Here is a 15,132-nt window from a genome sequence, read left to right on the forward strand (position 1 = left end):
TGCTATATTCTTATGACTTTTGTCGGATTTTATAATATAATGATAGCAAAAGGTGGTGATACCATTAGAATATGCAGAGTAATAAAAATTATTATATTGTTTTTATCATTAATGATACTCGTTCAGCCAGTCAATGGCTATACTGAGGAGGAAAAAGAATTAATACGCGTTGGATATTTTTTATTTGATGGATATAACGATATTTATGGTATAGATCAAAAAGATGGTTATGGGTATGAATATTTACAAAAAATTACAGAGTTCACCAATTGGAAATATGAATATGTTTCAGGAACATGGCAAGAACAATTAGCTATGTTAGAAAAAGGTGAAATTGATATATTAGGTGCAGCACAATATACAGATGAAAGAGCACGAATTTTTGATTATCCAAATTTTGAAAGTGGTATGAGCGCTACAGGGATTTATGTGAGACAGGACAATGAAAATTTTGAATATGGCGAAGTTGAAAAATTAGATGGATTAACTGTTGGTCTTATGGCAGGCAGTGATGACAACCACGTATTTGAAAATTTTTGCAAAGCAAAGAATATTCATACAAAAAATATTTATTTTGGCAGTCAGCAGGATATAGTGACTGCGTTAAATGAAGGTAGAATTGATGCTTTTGTTTCGGATAATCTTAGAAATTTAAAAACAGAGAAGTTATTAATGAGTTTTGAACCAGTCAAGTCCTATTTTATTACGACAAAAGGGAATAAACACATTTTGGATAAGCTTAATTTTGCTCTCGCTGAAATAAAAAAAGAAAATCCTGATTATGATAAGGAGCTATTTGCTAAGTATTACGGGAAAATTGATACAAAGATGCATGTCTATACGAAAGAGGAGAGGGCATATATTAGGGAACATCCTATCCTTAAAGTAGGTTATGTTGTTAATGATTATCCAATGGAGTACTTTGATGAAAAAGATAAAAAGCCTAAAGGGATAATGATAGATATTATGGATTTGATTGCAGAATATAGTGGAATTAAGTTTGAATATGTAGGCTATAAGGGATATATAGATTTATTAGAAGGACTAAAAAAAGAAGAAATTAATATAGCTAGTCAGTTTCCCAACAATGTTGCTCTAGTTGAGAAGTACCAAGCGTTGTTAACAAAACCTTATATGCATATTTTTCAAACGTTGCTTTCTATAGATGATAGACCATTAAAAATGGACACGACTATTGCTATTCCGGAAGATCGAATTGATTTAATTTATTATATTGAAAGACTTTATCCCGAGGTAAATATTATACGGTCAAGAAATTATGATGATTCTGTTAGCAGAGTTGAACGCGGAGAAGCTGACTTTGCTTTACAGAATTTATATATGATGGAAGATATTATGCGGAATCGCGGGCAGATAAAGAACTTTGAAAAGAAGATTTTGACCGATGAAAAGTTGCTTCCTTGTTTAGCGGTGAATCGTGAAAATGGAAATATATTACCGCGTATTCTTAATAAAAGTATCGCTCGCATTAGTTTTGTTGATATTGATACTATCATATTGGGAAATACAAGGATAAAACAAGATTCCTTGCAAAATTTTTTTTTGCAGTGTTATTATCAAGGGATTGCTGTTACATTATTTGGAGTTATTGCAATTTTAATTACAATTATTTTAGCCAAAAATCGTAAAGTGATAAAATTGCAAAGATTGGCGGAAACTGATGGGTTAAGTGATATGTATAATCGTGACGGGATAAAAAAAGAGATAAATAAGTTGCTTCGTAGTGGAATATCTTATCGTAGAGTGTTATTTATTATTGATATTGACCATTTTAAGGCGTTGAATGATACGTATGGACATCCTTTTGGCGATGAAATTATTCAATTGGTATCGAAATGTTTGAAGGAGCAATTTGAAGGAAGAGGAATTTTTGGCAGATTAGGAGGAGATGAATTTGTCGTATTCCTCAATGTTATTGAGAAAGAAGAAGATATTGCAAAAGAAGCGATGCGGTTAAACAGAGCCTTTCGTAATATACAAAATAGTAAATCATGCAAGTTAACTTGTAGTATTGGAATTGCTAAGTTCCCTGAAAGTGGCTATAATTTTGATACTTTATATGAGTCGGCAGATAAAGCTTTATATTATGCAAAACAACAGGGGCGGAATACGTATAGTTTTTAAAAAAGAAAAAAACCAAACTTTAAAATATTTTAGAGTTTGGTTTTTTCGTAATCAGCTGATTTTGCCAAAGATTAAATGTTCTTTCTAAATTAATTATTAGAATTGCGCTAATAATAATACTGCCGCCTAATAATTGAATAGGTAAAACTGTTTCGCCCAGAATCAGTGAACCCGCAATAACGCCAACGATTGGAACGAGGCTTAGATAAATCGTTGTAATTGTAACGTCAAGGATTTTTAGTGCGTAAACGTAAAGATAATTTCCTAGTGCGGAACAGAACACAGCAAGAAAAATGACTTGCGCTAATGCAAGGGGGGAGAAAGGTTGCCATTTTTGATATTCAAAGCAGGCGAGCGGTAATAGTGTAATTGTAGCAAAAATAGTTTGGTAAGTTACAATGCAAAGGCTGCTATATTTATGTTGTATTTTTTTACTGAGTAGAGTGAAAACTGCCCAAGAAAACATTGCACCGATCATAAGCATATTCCCTTTAAAATTATTTGAATCTAAAGATAAATCTCCGTTAGCGGTAATTGTAAGGTAGGCTCCGATTAAACCGACGGCAGAACCGATAAATTCTAATCCTGATAAACGTGCTTTGAAAAAGATTACGTTAAGTGCAATCGCCATAATTGGAGTTAGGCAAGAGATTAAAGAAGCATTGGACGCACTTGTTAAACTAAGCGCAGTATTTTCAAAACAGAAATAGCTGGTGATGCCAACAAATCCTGCAATTGCTAGGGGTAAGTAATCCGATTTGGATATCTTTGTTTGTGGTGCGTTAATTTTTAAGCCACAGTAAAGGATAATTGAAGTGATAAAAAAGCGAATAAAAGCGAGTGTAATCGGTGGGATTTCATGAACGGCTATCTTTATACTGATAAATGAACTGCCCCATATCAATACAATAAGGAGCATAATCAAGTTAGCAATGCATTTTAATTTGGTATCTGGTGTTTTAGTATCCTTAGGAATCATGTAGGTTCTCCATATCTTTATATGTTTAAATGTGGCTATGAAAAAAAGGAATTCGCTAGCAAATGCCGAATACCTTTAATTTGATGATGGGCTATTAATTAATAATAATTATTTTTTTTTTTTTGAAATAGAGGAGGCTTTTTTATGGATATGTCAGTTTTATGGAAACTTTCTTATGGAATGTATGCAGTCGGAACGTTAGATGAGGAGCGTCCGACAGGGTGTATTGTTAATACTGTCGTACAGATTACAAGTGAAAATCCGATTATTGCTGTGAGTATGAATAAAGATAATTTTACTTATAACGCAATTAAAGAGTGTGGAAAGTTTAGTGTATCTATTTTATCAGAGAAGACAAGCCAGAATACAATCGCGAAACTTGGCTTTTGCTCCGGGTGCGAAGTGGACAAATTTGATGGCTTAGAATATATGTATTTGGATGGTATGCCAATAGTCAAAGAGAATGCTTGTGGATATATTGGGGCGGAAGTGATATCCATGACGGAAACCGAAACGCATTTTATTATTCTTGGGCGTGTTACGAATACGATGAAAGGTGTAAATGTTGATCCGATGACTTATAAATATTATCATGAAGTCATTAAAGGAAAAGCACCGAAGAATGCTCCTACGTATCAAGCAGAAGCAGAAGAAACGATAAAAGATAAATATGTTTGTGATGTTTGTGGATATGTCTATGAAGGTGATATTCACGATGCACCAGCAGATTTTGTTTGCCCAGTTTGCAAGCAAAGTAAATCCCATTTTAAAGAGCAATAAAGTGGATTCATTTGGGTGGAGTTTTACCTCATATAAAAATCCCTATCATTTTTTACAAAATGATAGGGATTTTTGTTGAAGTCTATTTTGCATTAGCAAGGAGATATTTTTCGGCCTCTACATTCCAAAGACCATTGGTTTTCTTTGTTATTTCATTAAGTTTTGCAAAAAGGGGATTTGTTTTACCTAATTCAGCAAAATCCTCAATTGCAACAAGTGGAAGATTAATTCCGGTATAAATTAATTTCTTCCCAGCTGGTTTATCAGGTAGTGTAAGCACAGCTTCGGCGGCATGATCAATACCGCCAATATGTGTTACCATAACTGCGGGATTGATTTTTCCTTCTTCAGTTAAACGAAGGGATTCAATCATATCATCTGTATTCCCACCAGTTGTTCCAATTGTATGTGTAGAAGCGTAGTGTACGTTATAGAAATTGCATTCAGCAGAGAATTTGGTATCTGTTGGGCCTGCGAAGAAGTTTAAACAACCATCGCGTCCTAAAATTTGATCTGCTTGTTCGACTACTGCTTTTACAGGGGCAAAGGCGAATACATCATCAAATCCCGTATCGCCGCTTAATTTACGAAGATAGGAAACGGGATCTTCCACGTTGGCTGTATTGACGAAGTGAAGTTCGATGCCGGATTTTTTCGCTTTTTCAGCGAAAATTTGTTCAGCGCGGGCAAGTCTTGATTCATTGACGTCGGTTACGACGATAAAACCAGGACGGCGATCACAGTGAAGCGCATAATCAATTGCGCCAAGGCCCATTGGACCAGCCGCCGCGATAAGCGCTAATTTTCCGCCCTCAACGATACCCATAAGGTGTTCATAACTTCCCATTTTTGTATGGAAGTTTGCATGAAAAGCGCCGATAATACAAGACATTGGTTCAGCAAGAGAAGCTTCATAGAAGGATTCACCGCTGTATTTTAATAGGCAGCCAACCTCCATAACTTCGTGTGGAAGGATGGCATGTGTTGCTGTACCTCCGCAATAGCGATATGAATATCCAGGAGAATCCATACTTCCCTTATAATTTAGTGCCGGTTGCAATGCATATTTTTCGCCGGCTTTGAATTTCCCTTGCCACTTTTGACCGACTTGAAGAATCGTTCCTGCCATTTCATGCCCAACGATAATGGGGTGCGAAGAGATGTCTGAAGGTACGCGCTTATGATCTTCGCCTAAACATGCGGCTTTATAAGTTGACATACAAACGCTATCAGTGATGATATCGACCAATATTTCATCGTTTTGTATTTCTGGAAGCTCAAATTCTTCTAAGCGTAAATCTTTTTTTCCGTATAAACGGACTGCTTTTGTTTTCATTTTTTTGCTCCTTTATCAAATTTTTTATTTTAAATACTATAGTTAGCTGTTCAAAATATTTATCTGATGACTGATCTGCTTTAAGACTCTTAACTTTTATAAGTGGGAGTTACACCCATACAGGGCACAGGCGAGCAGCTATGCCCCTGGATAAGGTTGGCTAGGATTCGGATGGAGTAAAAGCTCCACCGGAATTAAGTCTACTTTATTTTACATGGTGAAAATATGATAAATATCTTCTATTTTGTCTGTTTTACGAAGCTTCGCTACAATATCTTCACCGCCGTCTTCATCGGATTCAATTGCAGTTGCGATATTTGCCAGAATATTTAAATGCTCATTGCCAAGCCCAGCAATACCAATAACGAGGTAGGCGGTATCATCGCCAAACTGTACACCGTCTGGATATTGCAGAACGACAATACCAGATTTTTTAATTTTCTCTTTAGCACTTGATACACCATGAGGAATTGCGATACCTTTACCGATATAGGTAGTAATATCATTTTCACGTGCAATCATTGCTTCAATATAATCTTCTTCGACATACCCGCTTTTGAAAAGTAACTTTCCAGCTTCGCGAATCGCAGTTTCCTTATCGGTAGAAGGGCAGTTTAATTTAATATTCTCTTTTTTTAGCATACTGCTTGAATCAGGTTGATTTTTCGGTGTTTCTGTTTCAAGAATAGGTGCTGTTTTGACATTTGCTAAACGTTCGGATAAAATTTCAAATACATTGTTTTGGAGAAAATCTTTTACGAAGATATGCTCAGCTTGTGGGGATGCTTTCACTGCGCGTTCCGCAAGTTTTTCATGTGTAACGACAACTTGGGCATCAGCAGGAATTGCCTCGATTGCACAGTTGGTAACACTCACATTAAAACCAGCTTTTTTAAATTTATTTCTTAGTGTACTTGCACCCATTGCACTAGAGCCCATACCAGCATCACAAGCATAAATGATTTTCTTCAAGTCGTTGCCTGCAATTGTTGTTTTGGAAACAGAAGTGTTTGGAGTTCTTTTTAAATCTCTCATCGTTTCTTGTGCTTTTGATAATTGGCTATCATCCATTCTTCCAGCTGCACGTTTTACGAAAACGGAAGCAACGAGGAAGGAGACGATTGTAGAAGTCAGAATGCCAGCAAGTACAGCAAGATGAAGTCCCTTTGGCGTCATTGCAAGTAATGCGAAGATACTACCAGGAGAAGGTGTAGCAACCAGCCCTGCCCCGAGTAATGAAAAGACGGCTACACCGCTCATTCCGCCAGCGATTACGGCTAAAACTAAAAGTGGATTCATTAAAACATAAGGAAAATAGATTTCATGAATACCACCGAGAAAATGGATGATTGTTGCGCCAGGGGCAGAATCTTTAGCAGTTCCTTTAGCAAACATCCAGTAGGCAAGTAAAATACCAAGTCCAGGACCAGGATTTGATTCAAGTAAAAAGAAGATGGATTTTCCGGTTGTTTGTGCTTCTTGAATACCAATTGGACCTAAGACACCATGATTGATTGCATTATTTAAGAATAGAATTTTAGCTGGTTCGATAAATATAGATGCAATTGGCAAAATACCAGCAGTTACAATTGTTTCTACCCCAGCGCGCAAAAAATTATTTAAAAGTAGAACAATTGGCCCGATTGCAATATAAGCTAATAAGGCAAGAATTGCACCAATAATGCCGGCAGAAAAATTGTTAATGAGCATTTCAAACCCGGATGGGATTTTGCCATCGATGGATTCATCAAATTTTTTGATAATATAACCGCCGAGAGGTCCCATAATCATTGCACCGATAAACATTGGAATTCCAGCGCCGACGATGACGCCGCTGGTTGCGATTGCACCAAGTACACCACCTCTTGCGCCAGCTACAGCTCTACCACCAGTATAACCAATTAACAATGGTAATAAATAAGTTACCATTGGATCAACGAGCGAGGCTAATTTTTCATTTGGATACCATCCCGTAGGAATGAATAAAGCCGTAATGATGCCCCAAGCGATAAAAGCGCCAATGTTTGGCATAACCATACCACTGAGAGCACGACCAAATTTTTGAATGCTTTCTTGCATGTTTATCCCTCCATGAATGTTGTATTTCTCTCTTTATAAAACTCTTCCAACATATTACTGATTTCTAAACGAATGCGCTCCTGGGGGCCACTTTGTAATAAATCAAGAAACCCAAATCGTTCAAGAAACATTTTAGCGAGATAACTCATTATTTCTAATTTTGTTTTGCTGACTTCCTCAGGTGCCAGCATGACAACTATTGTTTTCACAACTTTCATCTCATCATTTCCGTCATTCACAGTGATTTGATTTGCTAATTGAATTACTCCGAAACATAATTGCGTGATAATATCATTTCGACAGTGCAATAAAATAATTGGAGAATCAGAGATGAACGTAGTACCATAACGTTCTCTTGCTAAAAACGCTTTTTCTAGTATCTTTTGTTCGGAACCGTTAGATTTTAGGAATTTACTGATATTTATGATCACTGTTTCTAATGAATTTGCGCTAGCATCAACAGTAAGAAAAAAGTTGTTTAGCAATTCGAGAATCGCTTGTCCATAGTCTGTTAACATAGTGATCTTTTCAGAAAAAGTATAATTTTGTTCGGAAATTTTTGATAAAGTTTGGTGTGAAGTATTTAGTAAATTTATTTGATTCTCAATCGCAAGTTTATCGACATCGAGGAGCAACGAATTTACCACTATGACAGGTAGGGTACAATTTGTTATTGGAATCGTAGAGATAACGAAGTCCACACTTGCTCTGCGTAATTCGGTTTCATCTATGCGGATTGCAGAGATAATATTGGTGATTTTGAGAGTTTCATATTCTCTTTCAATTCGTGTAGCTAATAAGCGAGAAGATCCCATGCCAGAAGGACAGGCAATCGCTATTTTGTAAATTGGTTTAAATACTTTATGCTGGCTTTCAATTGCTGCTCCTAAATGCATTGCAATATATGCAATTTCCGCCTCGGGCATAATGAGATCTAGCTTATCTTCTAAAGTTATCGCGCATTTTTTACTTATCCACATTAATTCTGGATAATGCTCTTTCATATCTTTTAATAAAGGATTTCTTATTTCCATATTCATTTGTAAGCGACGAATGGATGGGCCGAGATGATTAACTAACCCAATGAGTAATTTTTCGTTTTTTATTAATGGAAGCTTTATTTCTTGCTCAGCGATTTTGATCATTTGTGTTGAAAGTTGAACTAGTTTAAAGTTGTCAATCGTTTTGCCTCTATTTTCAGCAGAAAAATATTGGTTGCGTGCACCTAAAAGATGCATTGTAATATAGCCAATTTCAGCTTCAGGAACAGTTAGGTGAAATACATTGTTAATTTGGGTGGCAATTTTTTGCGCAATGCGATATTCGGCCTCTTGTTGTAGCTCAGTAAGGTGCGATTGTGTCATGGTAATCGAACCATAGGTTTGCATTCGTTTAATTGCCAAAGCCAGGTGTACAGTTAAGCCGATATAGGCACTGTCTGAAAGCTTTTTGGACATAAACTCTTCTGTATCTTTTAAAAGGTTTGTTAGCTTTATGATAACGCTGGGTTCAACTAGATTGAGTAATTGCCGACTCGCATCTATTGCAATGGATGAATGATTCTCTTTAGCTTTTGAAAAGTTATCGCGTAATATACTAAGCAAAGCTGTTTCGTCAATGTTTTCATAAATATAGTGAATAATCGCTTTACGAATGTCCTGTTCGTCGCCTTGGAGATAGATGCCTAGCCCCGGTTTTCTGATGAAAGATAAATGATGTTTAGCAAACCAAGGTTCGAGCTTATCTAAATCATTGCTTATTGTGCTTTCCGTGACGTTTAGCTGCTTTGTTAACTTAAATAACTTCATTGGTTCTTGATTCGATAAAAGTTGACCTGCAATTGCAATTTGACGCTGAGTGGGGGTATAGATTTGCTGAGTCGTCTGTTCCTGAAATAATTGGATAAGCTGATTTTTTTCCGCCGAAGAAGCGAGAAGGTGAATACCGACGCCGGTTTTTTTGTCTAACTTAAATCCATATTCGCATAATATTTTTTCAACATATGGCAAATCACGGCGAATAGTTTTAGCACTGACTTCTAAATTTTTAGCTATTTCAGAAAGTGTAATTGGAGCTGCAGCTTTAGCTAATTGAAGAAGAATTTCCTTGATCCGCGGATTGAGCTTTGCGCTGTTCATTACAAGGCCTCCTCTGTTTATCCGATAGTATGAGTTGGCTTTATCTTAAGATTAATTTTATTATACATTCAAAGTCAGTCAAACTCAATCAAAAGAAATCATGACAAGTCCATATTTATTATGGACAAAATTAAAGATTTCAATTTACTGATGGAAATAAAGTAGCAGGATAAGAAATTAGTCTGTGTAATAGTAAGATCTAATGAAATTTTTATATAAAGTTTTTCATTAGATAGGTAATGGAGCAACTTAAAGAAACTGTATAAAAATGGACCAATAAAAAACATAATTAACAGTAGGAGAACAATGCTCAAGAATTTGAATGTAAAATGCACTTGTTTAAAAATTCGTAAAAAGTTAAAACCTATGTTATAGGTGTTGGGTTAAATAAAGGAGAAAAGAATAAAATGAATACAGTAAGTACCTATAAGAGTTTATTTAGGGAGGAAGATTCAGAGGGAGCTAAAACACTATCTGTATCAAGGCTTATGCTATTGTCAGGGTATCATTCGGGGGGGAATTATTGTTGATTTTACGTAGAGTCGTATATCTATGTCTTATAAGTTTATTTATGTTAATGAAAATATCGGTTGGGTTCGCGTCGCCGGATCTCGAAAAGCTGACAGCACAGGCTGTTATTTTAATAGAAGCAGACACGGGAAAAGTTATTTATGAAAAAAACGCCAAGGGAAAAATGTATCCGGCAAGTACGACAAAAATTATGACGACAATTCTGGCGTTAGAAAAAGGTAATTTAAATGATGTAATTACGGTAAGTGAGAATGCCGCAGGAATAGAAGGGTCATCAATGGAATTAGTGGCTGGGGATCAACTGCCGATGCTAGATGCGTTGTATGGGATTATGATGTTATCTGGTAATGATGCATCCATTGCAGTGGCGGAACATATCTCTGGTTCTGTCGAAGACTTTGCAAAAGTGATGAATGAAAAAGCAATGCAAGTAGGGGCAATGCATACACACTTTGCAAATTCATGTGGGTTGCCAGATCCGAATCATTATACAACTGCGCATGATTTAGCCCGAATTGCCGCGTATGCATATAAAAACCCTACGTTTAAAGAGATTATCAGCACGCAATATAAAACTTTTTCTTGGCGTGAAGTCCAAGAACCAGTTTTGTTTGAAAATACAAATTTACTATTGGGCAACTATCCTGGAATTAATGGGATGAAAACAGGCTATACGGAGGCGGCTGGAGAATGTCTTGTTGCTTCTGCCGAGCGAGATGGAGTAAATCTAATTGCAGTAGTTCTGCACTGTGCTACGGATTATCGTTGGTATGAAGCCGCGGCATTATTAGATTATGGTTTTGAAAAAGTCAAAATGCAAACGCTGGCGACCAAGGAAGTGGCAAGGACTTCTGTACGCGTGAAGGATGGAGAATCTTATTGTGTAAAAGCAATCCCACAGGAAGATATAAGAATCGCCGTGATGAATGATGACAGAAATCGTTATGCACTTGAGCTTGCGGTACCAGCAGTTCAAGCACCTGTAAAAAAAGGACAAGTTGTTGGTAAAATAAATATACTATATGGAGATGGAATAGAACGGCAGATTGATTTGTTGGCAGAAGAGGATGTTGAAGCGGGATTTAATATTTTTGCAAAAATCGCAGGGGGTTTTTATGATGTAATGCAATGGATAAGAAGTGTTATGGAATAGGAGAGCGTTTTTATGAAAATTATTATTGCGCCAGATTCATATAAGGGGAGCTTGTCAGCGATTGAGGTGGCGGAAGCGATAGAATTTGGAATGAAACGGATTTTCCCCCAAGCGGAATTTATTAAAATGCCAATTGCGGATGGTGGAGAAGGTACACTTGATACGCTTGTCTATGCGACTGGCGGAACGTTTGAAGTGGAAAAAGTGTTGTCACCGCTGGGGGAAGAAATAGAGGCAAGATGGGGCATCTTAGGCGATGGAAAGACTGCGGTGATTGAAATGGCACAAGCCTCTGGATTAACTTTAGTTCCACCTGAAAAGAGAGAGATTAGACAGGCGACAACCTATGGAACGGGTCAGTTGATGCGGGCGGCACTTGATAGAAATTTACATAAAATAATTATTGCAATCGGCGGTAGTGCGACCAATGATGGTGGCGCAGGCATGGCACAAGCTTTAGGGGCAAAATTTTTTGATGCACAGGGACAAATTCTGCCGCTTGGTGGAGGTGCGCTAAAATTTCTAGCGGATGTTGATTTGAGTGAGTTTGATTACAGGATAAAACAGGCCGAAATTATCGTTGCCTGTGATGTAGAAAATCCATTATGCGGAAAAAATGGTGCATCATCAATCTATGGCCCGCAAAAAGGTGCAACACCTAACGATGTAATAGAGCTTGATCTCGCACTAGGAAATTATGCGGATATCATGACAAAGGTTACAGGGAGAGATGTTCGTGATATTCATGGCGCAGGGTCGGCAGGTGGACTTGGTGCAGGCCTCTTATGGTTTACAGATGCAACAATGCAACGGGGAATTTCACGAGTGCTTGATACACTCAATTTTGCTGAACGCGTAAAGTCGGCAGATTTAGTTATTGTGGGGGAAGGTTGTACGGATCACCAGACACTATGCGGAAAAGCACCGATTGGCGTTGCTGAGGTTGCCAAAGCAGATCAAGTGCCTGTTGTTTGTATCTCTGGTGCGCTAGGTGAAAGCTATGAAACAATATTTCAATATGGAATTCATGGTGTACAAGCATTGCCCTACAAACCGATGAAGCTGGAAGCCTGTATGCAAAATGCGAGAGAACTTCTTATTCGTGCCGCTGAACGTACGGCAAGATTGATAAAAATCGGGCAGAATTTGCGATAACGATAAAAAACACGCAATAGGTGAAGGAAAAATATCGCCTGTTGTGTGTTTTTTTGATTTTAGGAAAACTTACTTATCAAAGTTAGTTTCTTGTCCTTATTCAATCGACTCAATCAAATTTTAATGAAAGGTTAATTAGATTAGAAGAAAAAAATTAAAGTTATATAGGAAGTCAAAACATAATTTATATATACATTGTATACACTATGTATTATAATAGGGGTATAAATTATGGAGGTGATAAATATGGCAACTACAACTGTAAACGTGAGAATGGATGAAAATTTAAAAAAAGACTTTGAAAGCCTATGTAACGAGCTGGGTTTAAATATGTCGACAGCAATGAATATATTTGCAAAAATGGCTGTTAGAAAGCAAGGAATTCCATTTGAATTATCCCTTCGTATTCCGAATCGAGAAACAATAGAAGCGATAGAAGAATCTGAACGATTGTTAAATGATCCAAATGCAAAAACTTATTCTACAATTAACGAAATGATGGCTGATTTAAATGCTTAAATTACAATTTTCTAGCAAATATAAAAAAGATTATAAATTAATTAAAAAACGTGGATATGATGAAAGTAAATTAATAGAAGTAATTAAGATATTACAACAAGAAAAAACATTAGACGTAAAATATAAAGATCATGCATTAATTGGTGATTACGAGGGTTATAGAGAATGCCATATAGAATCTGATTGGTTATTAATTTATAAAATTGAAAATAAAAGATTAATATTAGTTTTATCTAGAACAGGAACACATAGCGATTTGTTTTAATAGATCGCTATTGGACTTAAAGGAGTAGAGACCTCGAAAAATTTTGTGTAAAATATAGACTAAGAAACATTTCAACAGGTAAGAATTGCAATATAAATTCAAATTTTATAAAGATGTTTTTTATATGGAAAACACATTAGAAAATCTACTAAAAGAATATGTCAAAAATCAAGGGGATTTTAACCGTGTGTTTATGATCATAAGCCAATCACTTAATAACTAATTTTTATTTTGTTAGGATTTCTTTTTACACAGAATTATACGAGTTCCCCGATAACGATAAAAAACACGCAATAGGTGAAGGTAAAATATCGCCTGTTGTGTGTTTTTTTGATTTTAGGAAAACTTTAATTATCAAAGTTGTTTTCTTTATATAGATTTTAAAATAGTTTCAGAAATATCGTTTATTAAAGGTTGCAAAGGTTGTTTTTGTTACTCCAAAGTTTCTATGGATGCATTTGGAATTTTGCAGGTGAGGTGGTATGTGGAGTTCTCTTATTGAGCATTTTTCAATAGCTCATCCATAATACTTTGCAAAACATCGTTTATTCGGGTTTGAATTGGTTGTTTTTGTTGTTCAAATTTGCTTATTTTCTCAGTTTTACTTTCTTCGGGTAATTTGGTAGCTCTGATTTCCTGTATTTCCTTATCTAGCGCTGCTAGTTGTTTCTTTAAGGTGGTAAGTTGTTTTTTCTTTCTTTCTAGAGTTGATTCAGCAGCATCTCTTAAACCTAGGAAAGGATGTGTGTTTAAAGTTTTTGCTTCGGTTTTTCCATTCGTAAAGGCTTCTTTTAATTGTTCGGAAGTATAAGTGACGCTGGCATCATCGCTTCCGAAATATTTTAGCTGTAAATCTTTGAAGGCTTGTCGATTTACCGGTCCTTTATATTGATAACCTATAGTTACATCCCACAAAGCACCGTTCTCTTTTTTGAAATCAGTATCTAAGGTGAAATGATCATAAACTGTTTCAGTTGCGTTATTTTCTGAAATCTGTATTCGCTTTGCATAGTCTTTAGCGGTATCTTCATAGCCTCCGTCATGCAATGCTTGAAGTAGTTCTCTGTTATTTTTATAAGCTCCTTGTGCTAATTGCGTCCATATTTCATCTGCTTCACGATGGGATTCCATAAAGTCTAATTTATCTACGCCGATGGAGCATAATGCTCCCATATAGCTATATTTTATTTCCGAACCAGTTGCATTTTTCCAGTCAAAACTTGGTGAGACAAATACACCAGATTTATTTTGTAAATCAGTGGCGAAAATTTTTATTTTATTGTATTGATCCTGTGTGTATATTTCTTTTTCAATGAATTTAGTCGCGTATCCGTCAGTTACTTGTACATTGGCATAAGCAGCAGTGCCCGCGAACATTAAATTATATTCAAGCATTGCTTTTTTGCCACCTTTGGCGATGTTTTCTTCCACATGAAGATACTTGTCCCAATTTTTCTTAATTTCATCTTCTTGATTAGGGATGCAGCCACTATCTAACATTCCGCGGATAAAATGAAATGTCCAAGTATTTATATCATCGCCATTTACAGTGTCGATGTTAGGTTCTGCTTGAACAATCTTATCGGTTGCAGATGCACTAAGTTTATCAAGGTGTTCAAGATATTGTTGTTTAAACCACTCCAATGCATCTTCAGATGTATTTTTCGTTAGCGAGACTTGGGTTTTAGCATCTTTCGATAGATTTTCGCATTGATAAAGCGATTCGATTTCTACAATATACGCCGGCTTTTCATTAAGGTTTGATGCTGTATCTGCGCTTCTGGACTTCGTTTGCATTGCATAGGCAGGTGGAATAGTAGACGCAGAATTAATTTTAGACATAGTGAAACAACTCCTTTTGTTTGGTAAATCTTCCATGACTTTCATAATATATATCGGCATTATTTGGGAAAAATTAAGAGGTATGTTATTTAGGTGCTTTTTATAACTCGGAAAAAGATTTTCCCACCTTTATAGGTGGCGGGCATGACTGTAACTAACAGGCGGTGAGCATATATCTGCCGCCTCGTTGAAACGTTGAGTGGTAAGTTT

General features: G+C 36.2%; 11 protein-coding genes. 6 read left to right on the top strand and 5 right to left on the bottom strand.

Going from position 1 to position 15,132, the window contains the following annotated elements:
* Window positions 1-12: 12 nt before the first annotated feature.
* Window positions 13-2,145 (top strand): transporter substrate-binding domain-containing diguanylate cyclase, encoded by a 2,133-nt coding sequence (locus P3F81_RS00805; RefSeq protein WP_309320534.1) that lies wholly within the window; start codon window positions 13-15, stop codon window positions 2,143-2,145.
* A 19-nt stretch (window positions 2,146-2,164) separates the two neighbouring features.
* Here the strand turns inward: P3F81_RS00805 and P3F81_RS00810 are convergent, their stop codons facing one another.
* Window positions 2,165-3,124: a DMT family transporter gene (locus tag P3F81_RS00810; protein ID WP_147667270.1), complete on the bottom strand. Its 960-nt coding sequence runs from the start codon at window positions 3,122-3,124 to the stop codon at window positions 2,165-2,167.
* 144 nt (window positions 3,125-3,268) lie between these two features.
* Between P3F81_RS00810 and P3F81_RS00815 the strand changes: the two genes are divergently transcribed.
* Window positions 3,269-3,904 (top strand): flavin reductase, encoded by a 636-nt coding sequence (locus P3F81_RS00815; protein ID WP_147667268.1) that lies wholly within the window; start codon window positions 3,269-3,271, stop codon window positions 3,902-3,904.
* Window positions 3,905-3,986: 82 nt separating this feature from the next.
* Here P3F81_RS00815 and P3F81_RS00820 read toward each other — a convergent pair whose 3' ends face one another.
* The 3 genes from P3F81_RS00820 to P3F81_RS00830 all read right to left on the bottom strand — a co-directional run bounded on the left by P3F81_RS00820 (window position 3,987) and on the right by P3F81_RS00830 (window position 9,457).
* The gene (locus tag P3F81_RS00820) at window positions 3,987-5,240 is read right to left on the bottom strand and encodes a zinc-binding dehydrogenase (RefSeq protein ID WP_147667266.1); all 1,254 of its coding nucleotides are present in this window, start codon (window positions 5,238-5,240) and stop codon (window positions 3,987-3,989) included.
* A gap of 210 nt (window positions 5,241-5,450) precedes the next feature.
* Window positions 5,451-7,319: a PTS mannitol transporter subunit IICBA gene (locus P3F81_RS00825; RefSeq protein WP_147667264.1), complete on the bottom strand. Its 1,869-nt coding sequence runs from the start codon at window positions 7,317-7,319 to the stop codon at window positions 5,451-5,453.
* A 2-nt stretch (window positions 7,320-7,321) separates the two neighbouring features.
* The gene (locus tag P3F81_RS00830; protein ID WP_147667262.1) at window positions 7,322-9,457 is read right to left on the bottom strand and encodes a BglG family transcription antiterminator; all 2,136 of its coding nucleotides are present in this window, start codon (window positions 9,455-9,457) and stop codon (window positions 7,322-7,324) included.
* Between the two features lie 526 nt (window positions 9,458-9,983).
* On the opposite strand from P3F81_RS00830, the gene P3F81_RS00835 reads away from it, so the two are divergent.
* The 4 genes from P3F81_RS00835 to P3F81_RS00850 all read left to right on the top strand — a co-directional run bounded on the left by P3F81_RS00835 (window position 9,984) and on the right by P3F81_RS00850 (window position 13,080).
* Complete coding sequence (locus tag P3F81_RS00835; protein WP_309320535.1) at window positions 9,984-11,141, top strand: D-alanyl-D-alanine carboxypeptidase family protein; 1,158 nt, start codon at window positions 9,984-9,986, stop codon at window positions 11,139-11,141.
* Between the two features lie 12 nt (window positions 11,142-11,153).
* Window positions 11,154-12,296 (top strand): glycerate kinase, encoded by a 1,143-nt coding sequence (locus P3F81_RS00840; protein WP_147667255.1) that lies wholly within the window; start codon window positions 11,154-11,156, stop codon window positions 12,294-12,296.
* Window positions 12,297-12,542: 246 nt separating this feature from the next.
* Window positions 12,543-12,815, top strand: coding sequence for a type II toxin-antitoxin system RelB/DinJ family antitoxin (locus P3F81_RS00845; protein ID WP_147667253.1), 273 nt, complete (start codon window positions 12,543-12,545; stop codon window positions 12,813-12,815).
* A complete protein-coding gene (locus tag P3F81_RS00850; RefSeq protein ID WP_147667251.1) occupies window positions 12,808-13,080 on the top strand; it encodes a type II toxin-antitoxin system RelE/ParE family toxin in 273 nt (90 codons plus the stop codon). The genes P3F81_RS00845 and P3F81_RS00850 overlap by 8 nt, the downstream gene beginning before the upstream one ends.
* Before the next feature lie 495 nt (window positions 13,081-13,575).
* Here the strand turns inward: P3F81_RS00850 and P3F81_RS00855 are convergent, their stop codons facing one another.
* Complete coding sequence (locus tag P3F81_RS00855) at window positions 13,576-14,922, bottom strand: hypothetical protein (RefSeq protein ID WP_147667249.1); 1,347 nt, start codon at window positions 14,920-14,922, stop codon at window positions 13,576-13,578.
* Window positions 14,923-15,132 lie beyond the last annotated feature (210 nt).

Origin of the sequence: Selenobaculum gibii (genome assembly GCF_030273445.1) — a bacterium.
Taxonomy (GTDB): domain Bacteria; phylum Bacillota; class Negativicutes; order ICN-92133; family ICN-92133; genus Selenobaculum; species Selenobaculum gibii.